This is a genomic window from Streptomyces antioxidans (assembly GCF_000968685.2).
Lineage (GTDB): Bacteria > Actinomycetota > Actinomycetes > Streptomycetales > Streptomycetaceae > Streptomyces > Streptomyces antioxidans.
The window spans coordinates 1-23,285 of the sequence record NZ_LAKD02000105.1; the positions used below are offsets into that span (position 1 = coordinate 1).

General features: G+C 73.1%; 18 protein-coding genes. 14 read left to right on the forward strand and 4 right to left on the reverse strand.

Annotation, left to right across the window (positions count from 1 at the left end; genetic code table 11):
• Positions 1-943 precede the first annotated feature (943 nt).
• Positions 944-2,608, reverse strand: coding sequence for a PucR family transcriptional regulator (locus VT50_RS31190; protein ID WP_046083907.1), 1,665 nt, complete (start codon positions 2,606-2,608; stop codon positions 944-946).
• Between the two features lie 168 nt (positions 2,609-2,776).
• A complete protein-coding gene (locus tag VT50_RS31195) occupies positions 2,777-4,585 on the reverse strand; it encodes a glycoside hydrolase family 15 protein (protein WP_046083906.1) in 1,809 nt (602 codons plus the stop codon).
• A gap of 432 nt (positions 4,586-5,017) precedes the next feature.
• Here VT50_RS31195 and VT50_RS31200 point away from each other — a divergent pair, with 432 nt between their 5' ends.
• From VT50_RS31200 to der, 14 genes are all read left to right on the forward strand, one after another.
• Complete coding sequence (locus VT50_RS31200; protein WP_046083905.1) at positions 5,018-6,673, forward strand: CTP synthase; 1,656 nt, start codon at positions 5,018-5,020, stop codon at positions 6,671-6,673.
• Positions 6,674-6,781: 108 nt separating this feature from the next.
• Positions 6,782-7,408, forward strand: coding sequence for an NUDIX domain-containing protein (locus tag VT50_RS31205; protein WP_046083904.1), 627 nt, complete (start codon positions 6,782-6,784; stop codon positions 7,406-7,408).
• A 490-nt stretch (positions 7,409-7,898) separates the two neighbouring features.
• The gene (locus VT50_RS31210) at positions 7,899-9,932 is read left to right on the forward strand and encodes a tetratricopeptide repeat protein (protein ID WP_046083903.1); all 2,034 of its coding nucleotides are present in this window, start codon (positions 7,899-7,901) and stop codon (positions 9,930-9,932) included.
• A gap of 226 nt (positions 9,933-10,158) precedes the next feature.
• On the forward strand, positions 10,159-11,274 hold the full coding sequence (gene ald, locus VT50_RS31215; protein WP_046083914.1) for an alanine dehydrogenase: 1,116 nt from the start codon (positions 10,159-10,161) through the stop codon (positions 11,272-11,274).
• A gap of 560 nt (positions 11,275-11,834) precedes the next feature.
• The gene (locus tag VT50_RS31220; RefSeq protein ID WP_046083902.1) at positions 11,835-12,851 is read left to right on the forward strand and encodes a ParA family protein; all 1,017 of its coding nucleotides are present in this window, start codon (positions 11,835-11,837) and stop codon (positions 12,849-12,851) included.
• The gene (locus VT50_RS31225) at positions 12,836-13,438 is read left to right on the forward strand and encodes a hypothetical protein (protein ID WP_206269514.1); all 603 of its coding nucleotides are present in this window, start codon (positions 12,836-12,838) and stop codon (positions 13,436-13,438) included. The genes VT50_RS31220 and VT50_RS31225 overlap by 16 nt, the downstream gene beginning before the upstream one ends.
• A gap of 257 nt (positions 13,439-13,695) precedes the next feature.
• Positions 13,696-15,186 (forward strand): segregation and condensation protein A, encoded by a 1,491-nt coding sequence (locus VT50_RS31230; protein ID WP_420822242.1) that lies wholly within the window; start codon positions 13,696-13,698, stop codon positions 15,184-15,186.
• Positions 15,183-15,839 carry an SMC-Scp complex subunit ScpB gene (gene scpB, locus VT50_RS31235; RefSeq protein WP_046083899.1) on the forward strand — a complete coding sequence of 219 codons (657 nt, stop codon included), beginning with the start codon at positions 15,183-15,185 and terminating at the stop codon, positions 15,837-15,839. The genes VT50_RS31230 and scpB overlap by 4 nt, the downstream gene beginning before the upstream one ends.
• Positions 15,840-15,881: 42 nt before the next feature.
• The gene (locus VT50_RS31240) at positions 15,882-17,030 is read left to right on the forward strand and encodes a pseudouridine synthase (protein WP_046083898.1); all 1,149 of its coding nucleotides are present in this window, start codon (positions 15,882-15,884) and stop codon (positions 17,028-17,030) included.
• A gap of 203 nt (positions 17,031-17,233) precedes the next feature.
• A complete protein-coding gene (aroH, locus tag VT50_RS31245) occupies positions 17,234-17,596 on the forward strand; it encodes a chorismate mutase (protein WP_046083897.1) in 363 nt (120 codons plus the stop codon).
• On the forward strand, positions 17,593-18,678 hold the full coding sequence (locus VT50_RS31250) for a prephenate dehydrogenase (RefSeq protein ID WP_046083896.1): 1,086 nt from the start codon (positions 17,593-17,595) through the stop codon (positions 18,676-18,678). The genes aroH and VT50_RS31250 overlap by 4 nt, the downstream gene beginning before the upstream one ends.
• Positions 18,679-18,820: 142 nt before the next feature.
• Positions 18,821-19,525: a (d)CMP kinase gene (cmk, locus tag VT50_RS31255; RefSeq protein WP_046083895.1), complete on the forward strand. Its 705-nt coding sequence runs from the start codon at positions 18,821-18,823 to the stop codon at positions 19,523-19,525.
• 68 nt (positions 19,526-19,593) lie between these two features.
• On the forward strand, positions 19,594-20,196 hold the full coding sequence (locus VT50_RS31260; protein ID WP_240529386.1) for a lysophospholipid acyltransferase family protein: 603 nt from the start codon (positions 19,594-19,596) through the stop codon (positions 20,194-20,196).
• 55 nt (positions 20,197-20,251) lie between these two features.
• Complete coding sequence (gene der / locus VT50_RS31265) at positions 20,252-21,715, forward strand: ribosome biogenesis GTPase Der (RefSeq protein WP_046083893.1); 1,464 nt, start codon at positions 20,252-20,254, stop codon at positions 21,713-21,715.
• Positions 21,716-21,837: 122 nt separating this feature from the next.
• On the opposite strand, the gene VT50_RS31270 is transcribed toward der, so the two are convergent.
• Positions 21,838-22,134 (reverse strand): hypothetical protein, encoded by a 297-nt coding sequence (locus tag VT50_RS31270; protein ID WP_078840511.1) that lies wholly within the window; start codon positions 22,132-22,134, stop codon positions 21,838-21,840.
• Between the two features lie 179 nt (positions 22,135-22,313).
• Positions 22,314-23,276: a hypothetical protein gene (locus VT50_RS31275; RefSeq protein ID WP_063893157.1), complete on the reverse strand. Its 963-nt coding sequence runs from the start codon at positions 23,274-23,276 to the stop codon at positions 22,314-22,316.
• Positions 23,277-23,285 lie beyond the last annotated feature (9 nt).

Below are 23,285 nucleotides of genomic sequence, written 5' to 3' on the forward strand. Positions count from 1 at the left end.
CCGCCGCCGTGGCACCCCAGGCGGGCCGCATCCGTGTCAGGCGGTGCGGCCCGCCGCTGTGTCGCGCGGGGCGGGCGGGGGTCCGGTCGGGTGGGGCGGCTCGCCGTCGTGTCATGCCGGGTGGCTCGGTGCCGTGTCATCCCGGGCGGCCGCATCCGTGTCAGGCGGTGCGGCCCGCCGCTGTGTCGCGCGGGGCGACAGGGGCCTGGGCAGGCGGTGCGGCTCGCCACGGTCTCACCCGGGGCGAGCAGGAGCCCGCACAGGCGGGACGGACCGCATCCGTGCCACCCGGGGCGGGCGTCCGGCCGGGCGGTGCGGTCCGCCGCCGTGTCAACCCCGGGGCGGACGGGGGTTTGGGTAAGCGGGCGGCCCGCTCCGGGTCACGCCCGGTGGCCCGCATGCGTGTCACTCCAGGCGGGCGCGGGTCCGGTCAGGCGGTGCGGCCGCCGCCGTGTCATTTTTGGCGGGCCGTCCGGGCCGTCCGGGCCGTCCGGGCCGTCCGGGCCGTCCGGGCAGGCGGGGTGGGCCGCATCCGTCTCACCTCAGGCGCCCCGCCGCCGTGGCACCCCAGGCGGGCCGCATCCGTGTCAGGCGGTGCGGCCCGCCGCTGTGTCGCGCGGGGCGGGCGGGGGTCCGGTCGGGTGGGGCGGCTCGCCGTCGTGTCATGCCGGGTGGCTCGGTGCCGTGTCATCCCGGGCGGCCGCATCCGTGTCAGGCGGGGCGGCCCGCCACTGTGTTGCCCCGGGTGGGCGTGGTGGTCCGCCGCCGTGTCACCTCGGGTGGGCAGGGTGGTTTGCCGACGCATTGCCCCGGGCGGGCGCGGTGGCCTGCCACCGTGTCACTCCAAGCGGGCGGGGCGGCCCGCCACCGTGTCATCCCGGGCGGGGCGGTCCGTCGCCCGGCTACCCCCGGATGGACAGGTGGCCGGGCGGGGGCTGTCGGGTTATCGGACGTGGCGGCGGGCCTGGAGGGCTACCCCCAGTGCGAGGACCGTTTGGGGGTCCTCCAGGTCGCTGCCCAGTAGCGATGCGATCCGGGCCAGCCGGTCGTACAGCGTCTGGCGGTTGAGGTGCAGTGCGCGGGCCGTCTCCGCCTTGCGTCCCGCGTGCCGTAGATACGTTTCCAGCGTCGGCACCAGCGGAGGGCGGGCGGTGCGGTCATGGGTCAGCAGGGGGCCGATCACCCGGTCCACGAACGCCGCCAGATCGCCGTGCTCGCGCAGTCGCCACAGCAACAGGTCCACATCCAGGCTGCGTACGTCGTACCAGCCCCGGTCGGGCGGCGATCCGCAGGCCGCGTTCGCCGCCTCCGCCGCATGCCGGAGTTCGGCTCCGGCCGCGTCCCAGCCGACCGCGAGCCCGGCGACCACCACCGGCGGCCGGCCACCGGCCCGGTCCGGCCAGGCCCGCTCCACCCCGGCCCGCAGCGCCGCCGCGATCCGTTCGGCCACCGCGCCCCGCTCGGTCGCGCCGCGCAGCCCGGCCAGCACCGGAACCCGCCCCTCCGGAAGCCGTACGCCGAGCAGCACCGGCACCCCGACCCCGGCCAGCTCCTCCTGCACGGCGTGGGCCAGCGCCGCCCAGCTCTCCCCGCCACCGCCACCGCCCCCGGCCAGCGGCCGGGGATCCTCCACCAGCCGCATCACCACCGGCAGCAGCGGTGCGCCAGGGCCCGGCCGGAAGCCCAGCACCCGGGCCTGGGCCGGGGCGTCGGCTGCCTCGATCCGGTCCTCCGCGAGATCGGTGAGGAAGTCCCCGCGCCCGCGCGCCGCCAGCTCCTCCTCCTGACGCGCCCGCAGCAGCACCACCGCCAGCAGATCCGCCGTCCGCTCGGCGGCGATCCGGTGCACCGGGCCCAGCGGCCCGGCCACCGGAAGGACGGTCAGCCGCGCCCGTACGCCACCGGGGCCGGGCCCGCCGCCCGGGACGTCCGCGAGCACGCTGCCCGCCGGCGGCTCGGGCCGCTCGGCCGTGCGCGGCGCCCGCAGCCCCTCCCACACCTGCAGCGGATCGGCCGCGCCCGCCGGTGGCGTACCGCCCGGCCCCGCCGCGTACAGCAGCTGCCCGTCGGGGGTCTCAAGGAAGACCGGATTGGCCGCGAAGACGGCGAAGTGGCGCAGGATCTCCGGCACCCCGCCGCCGCGGAGCAGCACCTCGGTGGCCTGCCGGTGCACCACGTCGGCCTGGCGCAGCAGCGCGTAGTGCTCATTGACGATCTCGGTGTGGATCTCCTCGGTGACCGTCACGAACGGCACCTCGCGATGGAGCTGCACCAGCGGCAGCCCGCACGAGCGCGCGGTGTCCACGACCGGCCCCGGCAGGGCGCGGAACCGGGCGCCCAGCTCCACCACCAGCGCCGCGATGCCCCGCTCGGCGAGCCGGCGGACGAAGGCGCGCTGCTCGGCGGGGCGCGGTCCGACCCCGAGACCGGTGGTTAGCAGCAGCTCACCGCCCTTGAGTAGCGCGGCGATGTTCGGTGCCTCGCCCGCGTGCACCCAGCGCACCGGGCGGTCCAGCAGCTCCTGTCCGGACACCACCTCGGGGAGCCCGCGGCGCAGGGCGGGAAGGCCGAGGGCCCGCGCCACGGTGATCGTTCCCTGTGGTTCCATGCCGCCACGCTAAGCGCTCCGCGGGAAGTGCCGCGAGGTGCGGTCGTTCGTCCGCGGCTGCGTCGTGGCTGGTCGCACACGCGGCGCAGCCGTATATCGACACAGCCCCGCGCCCCTTCGGGGCGCTGCCCGGACGTGGGGGCCCGGGCCCCCACGTACGAGCCGGGGTCAGCCCCCGTACGCGCCGGACGCCGTCAGCCGCAGCGCGGTGTCGATCAGCGGCACATGGCTGAACGCCTGCGGGAAGTTGCCCACCAGGCGCTGGTTGCCCGAGTCCCACTCCTCGGACAGCAGCCCGAGGTCATTGCGGAGCGCGAGCAGCTTCTCGAAGAGCCTGCGGGCCTCGTCCACCCGGCCGATCATCGCCAGGTCGTCGGCGAGCCAGAACGAGCAGGCCAGGAAGGCCCCTTCGTCGCCCTCGAGACCGTCCACCCCGGCGTCCTCGCCCGCGGTGGGGTAGCGCATCACGAAGCCGTCCTCGGTCGACAGCTCCCGCTGGATCGCCTCGATGGTGCCGATGACGCGCTTGTCGTCCGGCGGCAGGAAGCCCATCTGCGGGATGAGCAGCAGCGAGGCGTCCAGCTCCTTGGAGCCGTAGGACTGGGTGAAGGTGTTCCGCTCGGCGTCGTAGCCCCGCTCGCAGACGTCCCGGTGGATCTCGTCGCGCAGCTCCCGCCAGCGGTCCAACGGCCCGTCCACATCGCCGGATTCGATCAGCTTGACGGTGCGGTCGACCGCGACCCAGGCCATCACCTTGGAGTGCACGAAGTGGCGGCGCGGCCCGCGCACCTCCCAGATGCCCTCGTCCGGCTCGTCCCAGTGCTCCTCGAGGTAGCGGATCAGCTTCAGCTGGAGGATGCTCGCGTAGTCGTTGCGCGCCAGACCCGTCATATGGGCCAGGTGCAGCGCCTCGGTGACCTCGCCGTAGACATCGAGCTGGACCTGACCCGCCGCCCCGTTGCCGATCCGGACCGGCTGGGAGTTCTCGAAGCCGGGCAGCCAGGTCAGCTCGGCCTCGGCCAACTCCCGCTCGCCCGCGATGCCGTACATGATCTGCAGGTTCTCCGGATCGCCCGCGACCGCGCGCAGCAGCCATTCGCGCCAGGCGCGGGCCTCCTCGCGGTAGCCGGTGCGCAGCAGCGAGGAGAGGGTGATCGCCGCGTCCCGCAGCCAGGTGAAGCGGTAGTCCCAGTTGCGGACGCCGCCGATCTCCTCGGGGAGGGAGGTGGTGGGCGCCGCGACGATGCCGCCGGTGGGGGCGTAGGTCAGCGCCTTGAGCGTGATCAGCGAGCGGACCACCGCGTCCCGGTAGGGCCCGTGGTAGGTGCAGTGCTCGACCCACTCCCGCCAGAACGCCTCGGTGGCCTCCAGCGCGACCTCCGGCTCGGGCAGGGCGGGCGGCTCGCGGTGCGAGGGCTGCCAGCTGATGGTGAAGGCGATCCGGTCGCCGGGGCCCACCGTGAAGTCGGAGTAGGTGGTGAGGTCCTTGCCGTAGGTGTCGGCCTCGGTGTCCAGCCAGACCGAGTCCGGTCCGGCGACGGCGACGGTACGGGTGTCCACCCGGTGCACCCACGGCACGACCCAGCCGTAGGAGAACCGCATCCGCAGCGCCGAGCGCATCGGCACCCGGCCGCTGACCCCCTCGACGATCCGTACCAGTTGCGGGGCGCCGTCACGGGGCGGCATGAAGTCGATCACACGGACCGTGCCGCGCGGTGTGTCCCATTCCGCTTCCAGCACCAGGGAGTCGCCGCGGTAACGGCGGCGGTCCGCGGCGGGCGGCTGGCTCCCCGCGGGGAAGGCGGGCCCCAGCCGCCAGAAGCCGTGTTCCTCAGTGCCCAGCAGACCGGCGAAGACGGCATGGGAGTCAAAGCGCGGCAGGCACAGCCAGTCGACCGTCCCGTCTCTGCAGACGAGGGCGGCCGTCTGCATATCACCAATCAGTGCGTAATCCTCGATACGCCCGGCCACGTGCATTCCCCATTCGAACGGCCGTACCACCCCGGAGGGCGCTTCTTACGGTCTCGGAAAATTCTGACGAGCTCTTGTTCCGGGGGCGTGCTGGTGGTGCCGTGCCGGGGTGGCTCGCATGCGTGCGTCCGATGAGGATACGACGGACAACGGTGATCCGCTTGAGCCCGTCCACATCGTGGCTCGCATCTCGCGGCCGATCGGGTGGCCAGGTCACGCATGGTGTTCGGGCGGTTGCGCAGACCGAACGCGGGAACCAGGTCAGCAGCGGCCGCTCCGGGGCGCTGATACCCTGGTAGCCCGTGGAGCGGCGGGCACAAACCCCCCGAACCTCAGCGGCGGCGCCCCCGGAATCCAAAGCGGAATCCGGAGCGGCTGCCGTACGCACCCTCACGACGCGACCACGGGAGCCCCCTCTTGGCCATTGCCGCTAAGCCCATGACGACCAAGCACCTCTTCGTCACCGGGGGTGTCGCCTCTTCACTCGGCAAGGGTCTCACCGCCTCCAGTCTGGGGGCGCTGCTGAAGGCGCGCGGTCTGCGCGTCACCATGCAGAAGCTCGATCCGTATCTGAATGTCGACCCGGGCACGATGAACCCCTTCCAGCACGGCGAGGTGTTCGTCACCAACGACGGCGCCGAGACCGATCTGGACATCGGCCACTACGAGCGCTTCCTCGACGTCGACCTCGACGGCTCGGCCAATGTGACCACCGGACAGGTGTATTCCACCGTAATCGCCAAGGAGCGGCGCGGTGAGTACCTCGGGGACACGGTGCAGGTCATCCCGCACATCACCAATGAGATCAAGCACCGCATCCGGCGCATGGCCACCGATGACGTGGACGTCGTCATCACCGAGGTCGGCGGCACCGTCGGCGACATCGAGTCGCTGCCCTTCCTGGAGGCCGTCCGCCAGGTCCGGCACGAGGTCGGCCGGGACAACGTGTTTGTGGTGCACATCTCCCTGCTGCCCTACATCGGCCCGTCCGGCGAGCTGAAGACCAAGCCCACCCAGCACTCGGTGGCCGCGCTGCGCAATATCGGCATCCAGCCGGACGCGATCGTGCTGCGAGCCGACCGCGAGGTCCCCACCTCCATCAAGCGCAAGATCTCGCTGATGTGTGACGTGGACGACGCCGCCGTGGTCGCCGCCATCGACGCCAAGTCGATCTACGACATCCCCAAGGTGCTCCACTCCGAGGGCCTGGACGCCTATGTGGTCCGCAAGCTGGATCTCCCCTTCCGTGACGTGGACTGGACCCAGTGGGACGACCTGCTGAAGCGGGTCCACGAGCCCGACCACGAGATCACCGTGGCGCTCGTCGGCAAGTACATCGACCTGCCCGACGCCTATCTCTCCGTCACCGAGGCGCTGCGCGCGGGCGGCTTCGCCAACAGCGCCCGCGTGAAGATCAAGTGGGTCACCTCGGACGACTGCAAGTCGGCGGCCGGAGCCCGCGAACAACTCGACGGCGTGGACGCGGTCTGCATCCCCGGCGGCTTCGGCGACCGCGGCGTCATCGGTAAGGTCGGCGCGATCACCTACGCCCGGGAGAACAAGATCCCGGTGCTGGGCCTCTGTCTGGGACTCCAGTGCATCGTCATCGAGGCCGCGCGCAACCTCGCGGGCATCGAGGGCGCCAACTCCACCGAGTTCGAGCCCGCCACCACCGACCCGGTGATCTCCACCATGGCCGAACAGCTCGACATCGTCGCGGGCGAGGGCGACATGGGCGGCACCATGCGGCTGGGCATGTACCCGGCCAAGCTGGCCGAGGGCTCGATCGTCCGCGAGGTCTACGACAACCAGCCGTACGTCGAGGAGCGCCACCGCCACCGCTACGAGGTCAACAACTCCTACCGCGGTGAGCTGGAGAAGAAGGCCGGGATCGTCTTCTCCGGCACCTCCCCGGACAACAAGCTGGTGGAGTACGTGGAGTACCCGCGCGAGGTCCACCCCTATCTGGTCGGCACCCAGGCCCACCCGGAGCTGCGCTCCCGCCCGACCCGTCCGCACCCGCTCTTCGCGGGCCTGGTGAAGGCGGCGGTCGAGCGCCAGGTGGCGGCTCAGACGCCCGGCGTAAGCGCCTGACCATTGACGCGGGAGGCGGGCGTCCGCCCGTTACGGTGGGCAGGGACGGGCGGGCCGGCGCGGCCCACCGCCCCGTCAACCGCACGCGGAAAGGACGCTGAGGCAAGGATGCGCATCCAGGACACCCCCGAGGAATGGCTGGTCACCGCCACCGCCACGCCGTTCACCGGCAACAAGACGAGCGTGCGCACGGACGAGGTGGAGATGCCCGACGGAAGCCGGGCCAAGCGCGACTACCAGGTCCACCCCGGCTCCGTGGCCGTCCTCGCCCTGGACGAGAACGACCGCGTGATCGTGCTGCGGCAGTACCGGCACCCGGTCCGCCAGCGGCTGTGGGAGATCCCGGCCGGTCTCCTGGACATCCCCGGTGAGAACCCGCTGCACGCCGCCCAGCGGGAGCTGTACGAGGAAGCGCACGTCAAGGCCGAGGACTGGCGGGTCCTCATCGACCTCTACACCTCGCCCGGCGGCAGTGACGAGGCGGTGCGGATCTTCCTGGCCCGGGAGATCTCCGTGGCCGAGGGGGAGAGGTTCGAGGTCTCCGAGGAGGAGGCCGACATGGAGCTGGCGCGGGTCTCGCTGGAGGAGCTGGTGCGCGGCGCGCTCGCGGGCGAGCTGCACAACAACTGCCTCGCGACGGGTGCGCTGGCGCTGGGGGCCGCGCTCGCGGGCGACGGCCTGGACGCCCTCCGGCCCGCCGACGCCTCCTGGCCCGCCCGGCCCTTCGACGCCTGAGCCATCGATACGGCGCAGGGGCCGGATCCTGGCGCAGGGGCCGGGCCGGCCCCCGCTCGGCCCTGGTGAAGATCCGATGGAGTGATTTTCGGTCCGTGCTGTGGGCCGCGAGTGCCGGGTACCTGACGCGGAGTGAACTACGCTCATAGCGAGCCGAAGGGGCTCGTACGCGCAGGTGGACGGGAGTGGGCCCGTGGCGGAGCAGGCGGTCGACACCGACGGGGAGCCGGCGGCCCCAGGCAAGCGGCAGCCGCCGCCCGCCGCCGCGGCCGCTTCGCCTGCTTCATCCGCCGCGTCCGTGCCTGACCGTCAGCCGGGATCCGGCCCTGACCGACAGCCGGAATCCGTCCGCGGACGTCCGCCGGAGTCCGCTCGCAGCCGTGCGCCGGAATCCGGTCCCGGACGTGCGCCGGACGATGAGGCCTCCGCCTCCGCCTCCGACGCCCCGCCGCGGCAGCGGCGCTCCGCCGCGGACACCCAGGACGGCGGGGTGTGGAGCGGCGCCACCCGGGCCGTGCTCTTCGCGGCGGCCGCCTCCGTGGGGCGGGGGTTCGCCGGGCGGCGGCGGGAGCTGCTTTCGCTGCGGGCCGATATCGAGCGCGCGGGCCTGGACACCCTCGCCGGGCGCAAGGCCGCCCGCAGCCGGGTGCTGCTGATCGCGGGCCGCCCCGGCTGGGGCCGTACGGCGCTGGCAGAGGAGCTTGTCAGGCGGCTCGCCGACGACTATCCCGACGGAGTGCTGAGCGCCCGGCTGACCACCTCGGCCGGGGACCGCGTACCCACCGAGAGCACCGCCCGTGAGCTGCTGGGACGGCTCGGTGTGAGCGCCCCGCCGGGCGCGGACGAGGACGATCTGAGCGAGGCGCTGCGCGACGCGCTCGACGGCAAGCGGGTGCTGCTGCTGCTCGACGACGTGGCCGGGGCCGAGCAGGTGGACGCGCTGCTGCCGGACGAGCCCGGCTGTCTGGTGGTGGCCGTCTCGCGCGGCCCGCTGACCGGAGTGCCGGATGTGCGGCCGTGCACCCTGGGCGGGCTGGATGTGAGCGCGGCGGTCGGGCTGCTGGCGCAGTACACCGGCCCCACCCGGATCACCTGCGATCCGGTGGCCGCGCAGTCCCTGGTCGAGGAGTGCGCGGGCCAGCCCGCGGCGCTCGTCCTGGTCGGCGGCTGGCTCGCCGCGCGCCCCCAGGCGTCGGTGGCCGACGCCCTGGCCCGGCTGCGCGAACTGCCGCCGGACGAGGGCGACCTCGACCACGGCGCCCGCCCGCTGACCCGGGCCTTCCGGCTGGCCTACGCCGCGCTGCCGTCCGCCGCCGCCCGGATGCTGCGGCTCCTGGTGCTGGCGCCCGGCGGATCGGCCGACGCCCAGATCGCCTCCGCGCTGGCCGGGTGCTCGGTCGCGGACGGCGAGGCGGCGCTGGAGGGCTTCGCCGGGTACGGGATGCTGCGGCCGCGCGGCACCGGCCGCTATCTGGTGCCCGGCTGTCTCGATCCGCTGCTGCGGGAGCGGCTGGCGGCCGAGGAGCGCCCGGCGGAGGTGGAGCTGGCGCGGGCGCGGATGCTGGAGCGCGCCGTACGGCAGCTGTACGCCTGCAAGCTGGCCGCCGAGCCCGCCGGTTCGCCGGGCCGGAAGAAGCTGGCCGGGATGCCGAAGCCGCTGCGGTTTTCGTCGTCGGCGGAGGCGGCGGGCTGGCTGGAGGAGCGGCTGCCCACGCTGGTCGATGCCGCCCGCATGGCCGTGGAGACCGGTCAGCTCGACACCCTGGCACGGCGGTTGGTGGCCGCGTTGACCCATGCCCTGACCGCCCACCGGGGCTTCGAGGGCGCGGCGGTGGAGCTGTACGGGCTGCATCAGCTGGTGCTGGACGTGGCCCGGCGCCGCGATCTGCCGGTGGAGCGGGCGGCCGCGCTGCTGAACCTCGGCGATCTGGACGGCGGGGCGGGGCGGGTGGACAAGGCCCTCGTCCGCTACAAGAGCGCGCTCGAGGCGGCCCGTGTCGCGGGCGATCCGTATACGACCGGCCGTGCGCTGGAGTCGATCGGCGGCACCTACCAGGCGCTGGAGGACTGGCACCGGGCGGCCGACTGGTTCGGACGCGCCCTGGAGCTGCGGCTGAGCCGCCGGGACACGCCCGCCGCGGCCCGGCTGTACGCACGGCTCGGCACCGTCCACGGCTATGCCGGGCGGTGGGGCGAGGCGCTGCGCGACTGGCGCGCGGCCGCGGCCGCCTGCCGCCGGGCGGGCGACCGGCCGGGGTATGCGCGGGCGCTCAGCGGCACCGCGGACGCCCAGGAGCGCTCGGGGCGGCCGAGGGAGGCGCTGCGCACCTGGGCGGAGACCGCCGCGGCGGCCCGGACCTGCGGTGACGCCGGGCTGCACGCCGAGCTGGCGCACCATGCGGCGGACGCGATGGACCGGCTCGGCGGGGATCCCGCGGTGGCGCGGTCGCTGCGGAGCACCGCCAGGAGGATCGACGCGGGCGAGGCGGAAGACACCGGTCCGTCACATCGGAGTGAAGCCTGATACACCAAGGGCCTACGAAATCAGTAGTGGGCTTCCAAAAGATTGATGTATTGCAAGGCTAGACAGCGCGACATCCTTCATTAGACTGGCTGTACCGCGATTGTTGCGGCCGTCTCCGGCATGCGGACGCACCTTCCGGTTTGCCTGTCTATGGCCCGTCATGTATCGGCCCGTGGCTGGCTATGGCGATATGTTCCTCTTCTCCCATTCAAGGACCGTGATCGACGTGAAGGTCGGCATCCCCCGCGAGGTCAAGAACAACGAGTTCCGCGTGGCCATCACCCCCGCCGGGGTGCACGAGCTGGTCCGAAGCGGCCATGAGGTCGTCATCGAGCGGAGTGCGGGCCTTGGCTCGTCCATCACGGACGAGGAGTACACCGCCGCCGGTGCGCACATCCTCGCCACCGCGGACGACGTCTGGGCCGCGGCCGATCTGCTGCTGAAGGTCAAGGAGCCCATCGCGGAGGAATACCACCGGCTGCGCAAGGGTCAGACCCTCTTCACCTATCTCCACCTGGCCGCCTCCCGGGCCTGCACCGACGCGCTGCTGGAGTCCGGCACCACCGCCATCGCCTACGAGACGGTCGAGACCGCGAACCGCGCCCTGCCGCTGCTCGCCCCGATGTCCGAGGTCGCGGGCCGGATCGCACCGCAGGTCGGCGCGTACCACCTGATGCGCTCGGCCGGCGGTCGCGGTGTGCTGCCCGGTGGGGTGCCGGGGGTGGCGGCCGGGCGGGCCGTGGTCATCGGCGGTGGCGTCTCCGGGTGGAACGCCGCCCAGATCGCCATCGGCATGGGCTTCCACGTCACCCTGCTCGACAAGGACATCAACAAGCTGCGCGAGGCCGACCGGATCTTCGGCAATCGGGTGCAGACCATCGCCTCCAACGCCTACGAGCTGGAGAAGGCCGTCCTCGATGCCGACCTGGTGATCGGCGCGGTGCTCATCCCCGGTGCCAAGGCGCCCAAGCTGGTCACCAACGAGCTGGTGTCCCGGATGAAGCCGGGAAGTGTCCTTGTCGACATCGCGATCGACCAGGGCGGCTGCTTCGAGGACTCCCGCCCCACCACCCACGCCGAGCCGACCTTCGAGGTCCACGACTCGGTCTTCTACTGCGTGGCCAACATGCCGGGCGCGGTGCCGAACACCTCCACCCACGCGCTCACCAACGCCACGCTCCCCTACATCGTGGAGCTGGCCAACCGCGGCTGGCGGGACGCGCTGCGCCGGGACGCCGCGCTGGCCAAGGGGCTCAACACCCATGAGGGCCAGGTCGTCTACGGCCCGGTCGCCGAGGCCCATGAGCTGCCCGTCGTCGACCTGGGGTCGCTGATCGGCTGAAGGGTGCCGGGAGTTCGGCGGCCCCGGCCGCCGGGGCCCGTTAACCCCGGTTGCCGGACGGTCAACCCGGACCGTCAACCACATGTCAACACCGGGCATCCGGCCGGGTCTTGTCGTAGGACGGGGCCCGGCCGAAGGTGTGTCCGCTGTGCCCCGTATCGGGTGTGGACCACCGCTCGGCCAACTCGCCCTAAATACAACTATTCAGACGGTTTATGCGGTGGTGAAATCTCCGCGGCACCGTTCACACGCCCTTGACATCGGGGTGTTCGATTGCCGACACATCGTGCCGTGTCCGGTGGATTGTGTTGCTGCGGACCGGTGACACGCCATAGAGTCGCCAACCGTCGGCATGGTGTCACGCTGACCTATAGAGAAATTTCCTGGTCACCAAGGAGGTAGGACGACTTGTGAATGAGTCGACATTTTCTCCCGGGGGTGGTCAACCAGGACCGGCTGCGCGGGGCCAGGGCCCCTCGGGGCTCGAGGCTGTCGGCTCCGTCGCTGTCCATACCTTCGCAACCAGCCAGAGCCCGACGACAGCCCACCAGAGCCACAGCATGGACGGCCATCACGTGAACGCCATGGCCGGCGACCAGGGGGGCACGGATCCCGCCCGCTTCGCCGACTACGACGACCTCCCCGACGGGCACTTCTACGACCCGGACGCGGAGTACGAGCCAGACCCCGAATACGCGGCCACGCTCGCGCCCGACGCTGCCCGCCAGCGCCGCGAGCGGATCGGCCCCACCGGGCGCCCGCTGCCGTACTTCCCGATCCCCGGGCCGCTGACCGACCACGGTCCCGCGAAGATCATCGCGATGTGCAACCAGAAGGGCGGGGTCGGCAAGACCACCTCCACCATCAACCTGGGCGCGGCCCTGGCCGAATACGGCCGCCGGGTCCTGCTCGTCGACTTCGACCCGCAGGGCGCCCTGTCGGTCGGCCTCGGGGTCAACCCGATGGAGCTCGACCTCACCGTCTACAACCTGCTCATGGAGCGGGGCATGGCCGCCGACGAGGTGCTGCTCAAGACGGCCGTGCCCAATATGGACCTGCTGCCCAGCAATATCGACTTGTCGGCCGCCGAGGTGCAGCTGGTGAGCGAGGTCGCCCGGGAGTCGACCCTCCAGCGGGCGCTCAAGCCGCTGATGGCCGACTACGACTACATCGTCATCGACTGTCAGCCCTCGCTCGGTCTGCTCACCGTCAACGCGCTGACCGCGGCGCACAAGGTGATCGTGCCGCTGGAGTGTGAGTTCTTCGCGCTGCGCGGTGTGGCGTTGCTCACGGAGACGATCGAGAAGGTCCAGGAGCGGCTCAACCCCGACCTGGAGCTGGACGGCATCCTCGCCACGATGTACGACTCGCGCACCGTGCACAGCCGTGAGGTCCTCGCCCGCGTGGTCGAGGCGTTCGACGATCACGTCTACCACACGGTCATCGGCCGTACGGTGCGCTTCCCCGAGACCACGGTCGCGGGTGAGCCGATCACCACGTACGCGTCCAACTCCGTCGGTGCCGCCGCCTATCGCCAGCTCGCCAGGGAGGTGCTCGCCCGGTGTCACGCCGAGTGAGTCTGCCGGGCGCCGACGAACTGTTCCGCACCACGGGAGGGATGGGCCTCCAGTCCTCCTCTCCCGCCGCCGGACGCCGCCAGGCGAACGGCGAGGCCCCCCGGGTGCCCCCGCCCGCCGCCGAACCCGACACGGGCGCCGAGCCGCGCGAGGGGCAGGAGCAGCGCGCGGACGGTGAGCGGTCCGGCCCGGGCGAGCACACGGGACGCTCGGGCGAACACACGGGACGGGAGACGGCCTCCCAGGACGCGGTCGGCGAGCGGCGCCCCGCCGCCGGGGACCGGCCCAAGGGCCGCCAGGCCCAGGGCGGTTCGGCCGCGGCCGAACAGAGCAGCCAGGCCCGCCGCCGCGCCCGTGCGGCGAACCGCCGGCCCAGCGGGCGCGAGCGCCACGACGAGAAGATCACGGTCTATGTCTCCGCCGAGGAGCTGATGGACCTCGAGCACGCGCGACTGGTGCTCCGCGGCGAGCACGGGCTCGCCGTCGACCGCGGCCGGATCGTCCGCGAGGCGGTCGCGGTCGTCCTCGCCGACCTCGAGTCGCGCGGCGACGCGAGCATCCTGGTGCGCCGCCTCCGCGGCCGTTGACCGGGTCGGGCGATAGCCTGCCCGGTCGTACGGGCTGCCCCGCCCGGCCCTGAGCACCCTGGACCCCGATGCCGACGAACGACACCCCCGCCCCGCCGCCTCGCCCCTCTCGCCGCACGCTCGGCCGGGGCCCCGGCTCGGCACCCCCCGGGACGGGCCCGGACCGGTCCACCACGCCTCCGCCTTCGCCTCCGCCTTCGCCTCCGCCTCCGCAGGAGGCCCCTCAGCGCCCCGCTCCGCCCCCGGCGGCGGATACGGTGGACGAAGGGACGGAAGAGCCGCAGAACGCCGCCCAGACGGCGCAGGAGGCCCCTGCAGAGCCGCCCGGGGCGCCCGAGACGCCCGCCGCGCCTGAGGCGCCCGTCGCGCCCGAGGCGCATCAGGCCGCCGCAGAGCCCGATTCGCGCGAGGCCGTCGCGGAGCCCGAGGCGCCCGAAGCCACCGCCGGGCCTGAGGCGGCTGAGGTCGCCGTGGAGCCAGAGGTGCCCGAGGCCGCCTCGGAGGAACGTAACGCGCCGGACGCCGAGTCCGAGCCGTCCCCGGCGACGGCCGAGGCCGTCGCCCCGGCCGAGCGGCGCGGCGCGGGCGGTGGGCGCGGCCGTAAGGGTGCATCGGCGGACGAGCCGGAGCCGGTGCACGCACGGGCCGACCCCGATGCGGCGCCCCCGGTGGGCGGGCACGGCGGTGAGGCGGCCGGGGCCGGGGACGACGGGGCCGACGCGTGCGCTGGGGCGGACATGAGCGGCGGGACCGACGCGGGTGCCGGGGCGGAGTCCGGCGCCGGGGCCGGGCCGAGCAGCGGTGCTGACACGAAGAGCGGGGCCCAGGCGAGCAGCGGGGCTGAGGCAGGCGACGGGGCCGGTGCGGGCGCCGAAGCCGGTGAGGTGGAGGTTGAGGACGGTGGCAATCGGTTCACCGTGCGGCTGGACAACTTCGAGGGGCCCTTCGACCTCCTCCTCCAGCTGATCTCCAAGCACAAGCTGGACGTCACCGAGGTCGCCCTCTCCAAGGTCACCGACGAGTTCATGGCCCATATCCGCGCCATGGGGCCGGACTGGGACCTCGACCAGACCACCGAGTTCCTCGTCGTCGCGGCGACCCTGCTGGACCTCAAGGCGGCCCGGCTGCTGCCCGCCGCCGAGGTCGAGGACGAGGCGGACCTGGCGCTGCTGGAGGCGCGCGATCTGCTCTTCGCCCGGCTGCTCCAGTACCGCGCGTACAAGCAGATCGCTGACATCTTCAACGACCGGCTGATCGCCGAGGCCGCCCGCCACCCCCGTACGGTCGGCCTGGAGCCGCACCACGCCGAGCTGCTTCCCGACGTCGTCATCAGCATCGGCCCCGAGGGGTTCGCCAAGCTGGCCGTCAAGGCGATGCAGCCCAAGCCCAAGCCACAGGTCTACGTCGACCACATCCACACCCCCCTGGTCAGCGTCAGGGAGCAGGCCGAGGTGGTGGTCGCGCGGCTGCGGGAGCTGGGGGAGGCCACCTTCGCCGCGCTCACCGAGGACGCTCCCGACGTCCTTACGGTCGTCGCGCGCTTTCTGTCGCTCCTGGAGCTCTACCGCGAGCGCGCGGTCCTCCTGGAGCAGCCGGAGGCCCTGGGGCAGTTGATGGTCCGCTGGACGGGCGGGGCGGGGCAGCGGCCACTGGTCACCGACGAGTTCGACCAGGAGGCCAAGCCCCGTAAGGAGCCCGAGAAGGAGACGGCCGCGGCCGAGAAGGAGAAGGAGGAGGTGGCGAGTTGAGCGAGCAGCGGACACCCGACGGACTCTCCGAGGTCGCCGAGCTGGACCTCAAGCCCGCCCTGGAGGCCGTCCTGATGGTCGTCGACGAGCCCGCCACCGAGGAGAACCTCGCCAAGGTCCTCCAGCGGCCGCGCCGCGCCGTCGCGGAGGCGCTGCGCGAGCTGGCCGACGAGTACGCGACGCAGGGCCGGGGCTTCGAGCTGCGGCTGGTCGCGGGCGGCTGGCGCTACTACACGCGCCCGGCCTACGCCGCCGCCGTCGAGGGGTTCGTCCTGGACGGTCAGCAGGCCCGGCTCACCCAGGCCGCTTTGGAAACCCTCGCCGTGGTCGCGTACCGTCAGCCGGTCAGCCGTTCCCGCGTCTCGGCCGTCCGCGGCGTCAACTGCGATGGCGTGATGCGGACCCTCCTCCAGCGGGGCCTGGTCGAGGAGGCGGGCACGGAACCCGAAACAGGTGCGATCCTGTACAGGACGACGAACTACTTCCTGGAGCGGATGGGCCTGCGGGGGCTGGACGAGCTCCCGGAGCTCGCACCGTTCCTCCCCGAGGCGGACGCGGTCGAGGGCGAGTCCCAGGAGGGCGTGCCGTCGTTCGATCCGGACGCCATCGACGCCGATGACGCGCGGGACGACGCAGAACGCACGACGACGTAGCACACCGAGCGCCGACAGCGGCCACTCTCAGACGGAAATTTGATGCGAAGCAGCGGCAGGAACAGCAGGGGCAGCGGTAGCGGCAAGAACTACCGGGGCGCGGGGAACGGGCGCGACGAGCAGCAGCAGCGCGCCGGCCGCCCCCGCCCCGAAGAGCGCCGCTACGACACGGGCGGCGGCCCCAAGGCGGGAGGCCCCAAGGCGGGCCCCAAGACCGGCCCGAAGACGGGTGCCAAGGGCTCCCAGGGCGGTCCCAAGGGCTCCCAGGGCGGCCCCGGCCCCAGGAGTGGTTCCCAGAGCTCCCAGGGCGGCGGTCCCAAGGGCGGCGGTGGCCCCAAGGGCGGTAGCGGCGGCCGTGGCCGCAAGCCCGGCCCGGCCCGGCCGCGCGAGTACGAGGCGCAGATGGAGGAGCGCAACCGCGCCCGCCACGACAAGCCGCGGGTCACGATGCCCAAGACCTTCGGCGAGCCGGAGGGCGAACGGCTCCAGAAGGTCCTCGCCCGCGCCGGTATGGGCTCGCGCCGCGCCTGTGAGGAGCTGATCGACCAGGCCCGGGTCGAGGTCAACGGCAAGATCGTGACCGAGCAGGGGCTGCGCGTCGACCCCGAGAAGGACGAGATCAAGGTCGACGGGCTGACCGTGGCCACCCAGTCGTACCTCTTCTTCGCGCTGAACAAGCCCGCCGGTGTCGTCTCCACCATGGAGGACCCCGACGGCCGCCAGTGCCTGGGCGACTACGTGACCAACCGCGAGACCCGGCTCTTCCACGTCGGCCGCCTCGACACCGAGACCGAGGGCATCCTCCTGCTCACCAACCACGGCGAGCTGGCCCACCGCCTCACCCACCCCCGCTACGGCGTGAAGAAGACCTATCTCGCCGCCATCCAGGGCCCGCTCCCGCGCGACCTGGGCAAGCGGCTCAAGAGCGGCATCGAGCTGGAGGACGGCTATGCCCGGGCCGACCACTTCAGGGTGGTGCAGAACACCGGCAAGAACTATCTGGTCGAGGTGAGCCTGCACGAGGGCCGCAAGCACATCGTGCGGCGGATGCTCGCCGAGGCCGGGTTCCCGGTCGACAAGCTGGTGCGGACGGCCTTCGGCCCGATCGCGCTCGGCGACCAGAAGTCCGGCTGGCTGCGCCGGTTGACCAACACCGAGGTCGGCATGCTCATGCGCGAGGTCGACCTCTGATACGGGCCCGGCGGCTGGTCCGGGCCCGGCGCGGCTGACGGCCCCAGCCGTCGGCGGGCCGCCGCCCCCGGACCGCCCCGTCTCGCCCAGCGGTCGCCCCAGGAGCCTGTCCGACCCGCTCGTTACGCTGATCGGGAGTGCGGCCGGAGACAGCGCGGCCGCGCCCGACGCACGACAGGCACAGCGCGCACAGGGAGCGAGACGTGGCGGTACGAGCGGTCCGCGGGGCCGTCCAGCTGGACAGGGACGAGCCGGAGCACATGCATGAGCAGGTCTCCGCGCTGCTGACCGCCATCCTGGAGCGGAACACCCTCGCCCCCGACGACCTGATCAGCGTGTGGTTCACCGCCACCCCGGATCTGCACAGCGACTTCCCGGCGGTCGCCGCCCGCAAGCTGGGCATCACCGACGTGCCGCTGATCTGCGCCCAGGAGCTGGACATACGGGGGGCCATGCCCCGCGTGGTCCGCATCCTGGCGCATATCGAGACCTCCCTGTCCAAGTCCGATGTCGCCCATGTCTACCTGGGCGCCGCCGGCTCCCTCCGCAAGGACATCGCCCAATGAGAACCGCCCTCGTCATCGGCACCGGCCTGATCGGCACCTCCGCCGCGCTGGCCCTGGCCGGCCGTGGCGTCCAGGTGCACCTCGCCGACCACGACGCGGCCCAGGCCCGGACCGCCGAGGCACGCGGCGCCGGGACTCAACGCCAGCCCGAGGGGCCGGTGGACCTGGCGATCGTCGCCGTGCCCCCGGCGCATGTGGCGGCGACCGTGGCCGATGTGCTGCGCCGCGGCCTGGCCCGCGGCGTCTTGGACGTCGCGAGCGTCAAGGGCGGTCCGCGCCGTGAGCTGGACGCCCTCGGCTGCGATCTGACCCGCTATATCGGCACGCATCCGATGGCGGGCCGGGAGCGCTCCGGGCCGCTGGCCGCCACCGCCGATCTCTTCGAGGGGCGGCCCTGGGTGCTCACGCCCACCGCCGGCACCGACACCGAGGCGCTTAACCTCGCCCTCGAGCTGGTCGCGCTGTGCCGGGCGGTGCCCGTGGTGATGGAGGACGAGGCACACGACCGGGCGGTGGCGCTCGTCTCGCACACCCCCCACCTGCTGTCCAGCATGGTCGCCGCGCGGCTCCAGGACGCCGATGAGACCGCGGTGCGGCTGTGCGGGCAGGGCATCCGCGACGTCACCCGGATCGCGGCCTCCGACCCCGCCATGTGGATCGACATCCTCTCCGCCAACCCCGGCCCGGTGGCCGATGTGCTCGCCGCCGTCGCCGCCGACCTCGACGAGACGGTGCGGGCCCTGCGCGTCCTCCAGTCCGCCGACGAGGCCAAGCGCGGCGGCGGCGCGGCCGGGATCGAGGACGTGCTGCGCCGGGGCAACGCCGGGCGCGAGCGGGTGCCTGGCAAGCACGGCGCCGCCTCGGCCGTCTATGAGACCGTGACGGTGCTCATCGGCGACCAGCCGGGCGAGCTGGCCCGGATCTTCGCCGACGCGGGCCGGGCGGGCGTCAACATCGAGGACGTCCGGATCGAGCACGCCACCGGGCAGCAGGCCGGTCTGATCCAGCTGGTGGTCGAGCCCTCGGCGGCCCCGGGGCTCACCCGGGCACTGCGGGAGCGGGGATGGTCCATCCGCCAGTAGCGGCGGAGCGGACCGCCGGACGTCCCGGCCCCGGACGCTATCCACAGCGGTGCGAAGCCGCCCGGGGGAAGCCAGTAACCTTGTCCGAGGCTCCCATGGCCCGTTCAGCTCAGCCCCGTGCACACGAAAGGTGTCTGTCACCGTGGAAACCGCCGCCCGGACCGCCCCGGCAGCAGTGATTGTCGCGATCGACGGCCCCGCAGGCACGGGCAAGTCCAGTACCTCGAAGTCCGTCGCCGCCAAGCTGGGCCTGGGCTACCTGGACACCGGCGCCCAGTACCGGGCGATCACCTGGTGGATGGTGGCCAACGGCATCGACGTCGAGGACGCCGTGGCCGTGGCCGACGCCGCAGGCAAGCCCGCCATCGTCTCCGGCACCGACCCGGCCAACCCGACGATCACCGTCGACGGCACCGACGTCTCCGGGCCGATCCGCACCCAGGAGGTCACCTCGCGGGTCAGCGCGGTCAGCGCGGTGCCCGAGGTGCGGGCCGTGATCACCGAGCTCCAGCGGACCATCGCCGCCGAGGCGCCGCGCGGCATCGTGGTCGAGGGCCGGGACATCGGTACCACGGTCCTCCCGGACGCCGACCTCAAGATCTTCCTGACTGCCTCCCCGGAGGTCCGGGCGGCCCGCCGCAGTGGTGAGCTGAAGGGCAAGGACGCCGCCGACCTGGTCAGCACCCAGGCCGCGCTGGCCAGGCGGGACGCCCTGGACTCCGGCCGCAAGGCCTCGCCGCTGGCCAAGGCGGACGACGCGGTCGAGGTGGACACCTCCGAGCTCACCCTCGACCAGGTCATCGAGTGCGTGGTCACCCTCGTCGAGGAGAAGCGGACGGCCGCGTGAGCGCCACCGAGGAGACCCTGCCCAGCTCCGCCGGGGCCGCCGTGGGGCGCCGGATCGGCATCGGCCTGATGTACGGGTTGTGGCGGCCGCGGGTGCTGGGCGCATGGCGGATCCCGTCCGCCGGGCCCGTCATCCTCGCCGGGAACCACTCCCACAACATCGACGGCCCGATGCTGATCGGCACCTCGCCGCGGCCGGTGCACTTCCTGGTCAAGAAGGAGGCGTTCATCGGCCCGCTGGACCCGTTCCTGCGCGGTATCGGGCAGCTGAAGGTGGACCGTACGAGCGCCGACCGCGCCGCGATCGGCCAGGCCCTGGGGGTGCTGGAGCGCGGCGGGGTGCTGGGGATCTTCCCCGAGGGCACCCGGGGCGACGGCGACTTCGCCTCGCTGCGCACGGGGCTCGCGTACTTCGCGGTGCGCTCCGGCGCGCCGATCGTGCCGGTGGCGGTGTTGGGCACCGCGACCCCGCGCGACGACGGCCGGTCCAGGCCGCTGCCCCGGCTGCGCAGCAGGGTCGACGTGGTGTTCGGCGACCCCTTCGAGGCGGGGGACGGCAGCGGCAGGCGGACCCGGGCGGCCCTGGACCAGGCCACCGAGCGCATCCAGAAGCGGCTGGGCGCGCATCTGGGCGCGGCCAGGCAGCTCACCGGCCGACCGGATCAGACATAGACCCGCGCACCGCCAGGGGCGGTGCGCGGTACTGAGGGACGACGAGGACATCTTCATGAACGACCAGATCCACAGCGGCGGCGACGAGCACGGGGAGCTTGGCGACGCCGAGTACGCGGAGTTCATGGAGCTCGCCGCGCAAGAGGGCTTCGACCTGACGGAGGTCGAGGGCGACCTGGCCGCTGCCGGGCACGGCCCGCTGCCGGTGCTGGCGGTCGTCGGCCGCCCCAACGTCGGCAAGTCCACCCTGGTGAACCGGATCCTCGGCCGCCGGGAGGCGGTCGTGGAGGACCGCCCCGGCGTCACCCGCGACCGGGTGACCTACGAGGCCGAGTGGTCCGGCCGCCGCTTCAAGGTGGTCGACACCGGCGGCTGGGAACAGGACGTGCTCGGCATCGACGCGTCGGTGGCCGCCCAGGCCGAGTTCGCGATCGAGGCCGCCGACGCGGTGGTCTTCGTCGTGGACGCCACCGTGGGCGCCACCGACACCGACGAGGCCGTGGTCAAGCTGTTGCGCCGGGCCGGAAAGCCCGTGGTGCTGTGCGCCAACAAGGTCGACGGGCCCAGCGGTGAGGCCGATGCCGCGATGCTGTGGTCGCTCGGCCTCGGCGAGCCGTACCCGGTCTCCGCGCTGCACGGCCGCGGCACCGGCGACATGCTCGACGCGGTCCTGGAGGCGCTGCCCGAGGCCCCGGCCCAGACCTTCGGGGCGACGGTCGGCGGCCCGCGCCGGATCGCCCTGATCGGCCGCCCGAACGTGGGCAAGTCCTCGCTGCTCAACAAGGTGGCGGGCGAGGAGCGGGTGGTCGTCAACGAGGTCGCGGGCACCACTCGGGACCCGGTCGACGAGATGATCCAACTCGGCGGCATCACCTGGAAGTTCGTCGACACCGCCGGAATCCGCCGCCGGGTCCACCTCCAGGAGGGCGCCGACTACTACGCCTCGCTGCGCACCGCGGCCGCCGTGGAGAAGGCGGAGGTCGCGGTGGTGCTGATCGACGCCAGCGAGTCGATCAGCGTCCAGGACCAGCGGATCATCACGATGGCCGTCGAGGCCGGGCGCGCGCTCGTCATCGCGTACAACAAGTGGGACACCCTGGACGAGGAGCGCCGCTACTACCTCGAGCGCGAGATCGAGACGGAGCTGGTGCAGATCCAGTGGGCGCCGCGGGTCAATGTCTCGGCGCGCACCGGCCGCCACATGGAGAAGCTGGTCCCGGCGATCGAGACGGCGCTGGCCGGATGGGAGACCCGCGTCCCGACCGGACGGCTCAACTCCTTCCTCGGCGAGATCGTCGCCTCGCACCCGCACCCGATCCGGGGCGGCAAGCAGCCGCGGATCCTCTTCGGGACGCAGGCCGGGACCCGGCCGCCGCGGTTCGTGCTCTTCGCCTCGGGCTTCCTGGAGGCGGGCTACCGCCGCTTCATCGAACGGCGGCTGCGCGAGGAGTTCGGCTTCGAGGGGACGCCGCTGCAGATTTCGGTACGGGTGCGCGAGAAGCGCGGCCGCAAGCGGTAGCGGCGGCCGTAAGGACGACGCGGGGCAGGGCGGCGGTCGCGCCGGGGGGGGCTCACGCCACCCCGGCCCCCAGCACCGCGTCGCTCGGCACCGCGTCGGTCAGTCGGTCAGCACCGCGTCGGTCAGTATGTGTGCCCCGGCTCCTCGCCCCGGGCGGGCGGCAGCGCGGGGAGGTAGCCGCGGTAGTACAACTCGTCCGTGTACCAGGTCCCGCCGTGGCTATCCGGGCGGCCGTAGCCGCTGACCAGGCCCCGGGGCTGGCCGATGGCGGCGAACGCCACGAACTCCATGTTCTCCTCGTCCGAGCGGTCACCGGGCAGCGCCCGGAACAGCCTGCGGTACTCCGCGTACAACGCGTCGTAGATCGGCGTGGCGGAGTGGCGCCAGGGATCGTGCGCTGCCTCCAGCGCGGGGCGCATGGCTGGAATGCAGCCGTATGAGGGGGAACGGTAGGAGAGGTCGTATGCGTGCACGTATGTGCCAACGACCCGGCCGCCCGTCGGATGCGGCATCGATGGCGAATGGGCTGCCCACCAGGGTGCGGTGAGGTCCGGGGAGACGTCCGGGGGCACGTCCGGGACGGCGGCTGCCATGCCGATCATGTGCCCGCGAGCGGCATCGACGCGCCGACCAGGGCGCCGCGCGCGGCGGCCCGGTCCAGCGCCGCGCGGAGCTGGTCCTCGCGCGGCTGGGTGCCGATCGTGCCCGCCGCCGCGGCGTAGACCAGCACCCTCTGGGCGCGGCCGACGGCGCTCCGCCAGCCCTCGCTGAGCGGCATCGGGCTGTGCGCCTGCCACCAGGCCACCGGTCGGCCGCCGCCCGGCGCGGGCATCAGCACCGCGTGCAGCCGCCCCATGGCCAGCAGCACCGACCAGCCGGGGTTGGGCGCGGGCGGCCGGCCCAGATCGACCACCGGGGCGAACCCCTGCTCGCTGAGGAGCTGCAGGAACTCATCGCCGTGGCTGATCGAACCGGGGCGGATGATCGGCGCGGTGGGCTCCACCACCAGCGCCGCGCACGCCTCCTGACCGACCAGCACCACTCCGCTGGTCACACCGAGCACCGCCTGCTGCGGCACCGGTGCTTCACCGGACGGGGCCGGGGCGTGCGACCCGGCGGCGGGCGACACCGACGACAGGACCGGGGCGGGCGACACCAGCGACGGGGCGGGCGACGGGACAGGGGCCGCCGGGCCGGGGAAGTACGACGTGGAAGCATGCGGCGCGGCCGGCGCGGCCGGGGCGGGCGGTGCGTACGGCGCCTCGGCGCTCGGCGGCGCGGAGTCCTCACCCGTGATGGACCGCACCGCACCGCGCAACTGGTCTTCCGAGACCGGGACGACCTGGGAGGGCACACAGGTGGCGTGCGCGAAGGCCAGCACCGCCGTCTCCTGCCCCACGAAGAGCACGGTGCTGGTCCGCTCCTGCTCGGTGTTGCCGGGGGTGCGGCAGGACGTGCAGTCGTAAGCGCCCGGGGCGTTGTCCCCCGCGAGCAGCCGGTCGACTTCTTCGTCGCCGATCTCGGCGCGTACGTCATCGCTGACGTCGAGCATGCGCGGCACGGGTGGCTC

Bases quoted from the DNA above. Each gene is read 5' to 3' on its own strand.
- VT50_RS31190 (WP_046083907.1), bottom strand. From the start codon at position 2,608: ATGGAACCACAGGGAACGATCACCGTGGCGCGGGCCCTCGGCCTTCCC.
- VT50_RS31195 (WP_046083906.1), bottom strand. From the start codon at position 4,585: ATGCACGTGGCCGGGCGTATCGAGGATTACGCACTGATTGGTGATATG.
- VT50_RS31200 (WP_046083905.1), top strand. From the start codon at position 5,018: ATGACGACCAAGCACCTCTTCGTCACCGGGGGTGTCGCCTCTTCACTC.
- VT50_RS31205 (WP_046083904.1), top strand. From the start codon at position 6,782: ATGCGCATCCAGGACACCCCCGAGGAATGGCTGGTCACCGCCACCGCC.
- VT50_RS31220 (WP_046083902.1), top strand. From the start codon at position 11,835: ATGGACGGCCATCACGTGAACGCCATGGCCGGCGACCAGGGGGGCACG.
- VT50_RS31240 (WP_046083898.1), top strand. From the start codon at position 15,882: ATGCGAAGCAGCGGCAGGAACAGCAGGGGCAGCGGTAGCGGCAAGAAC.
- VT50_RS31250 (WP_046083896.1), top strand. From the start codon at position 17,593: ATGAGAACCGCCCTCGTCATCGGCACCGGCCTGATCGGCACCTCCGCC.
- VT50_RS31260 (WP_240529386.1), top strand. From the start codon at position 19,594: ATGTACGGGTTGTGGCGGCCGCGGGTGCTGGGCGCATGGCGGATCCCG.
- der (WP_046083893.1), top strand. From the start codon at position 20,252: ATGAACGACCAGATCCACAGCGGCGGCGACGAGCACGGGGAGCTTGGC.
- VT50_RS31270 (WP_078840511.1), bottom strand. From the start codon at position 22,134: ATGCGCCCCGCGCTGGAGGCAGCGCACGATCCCTGGCGCCACTCCGCC.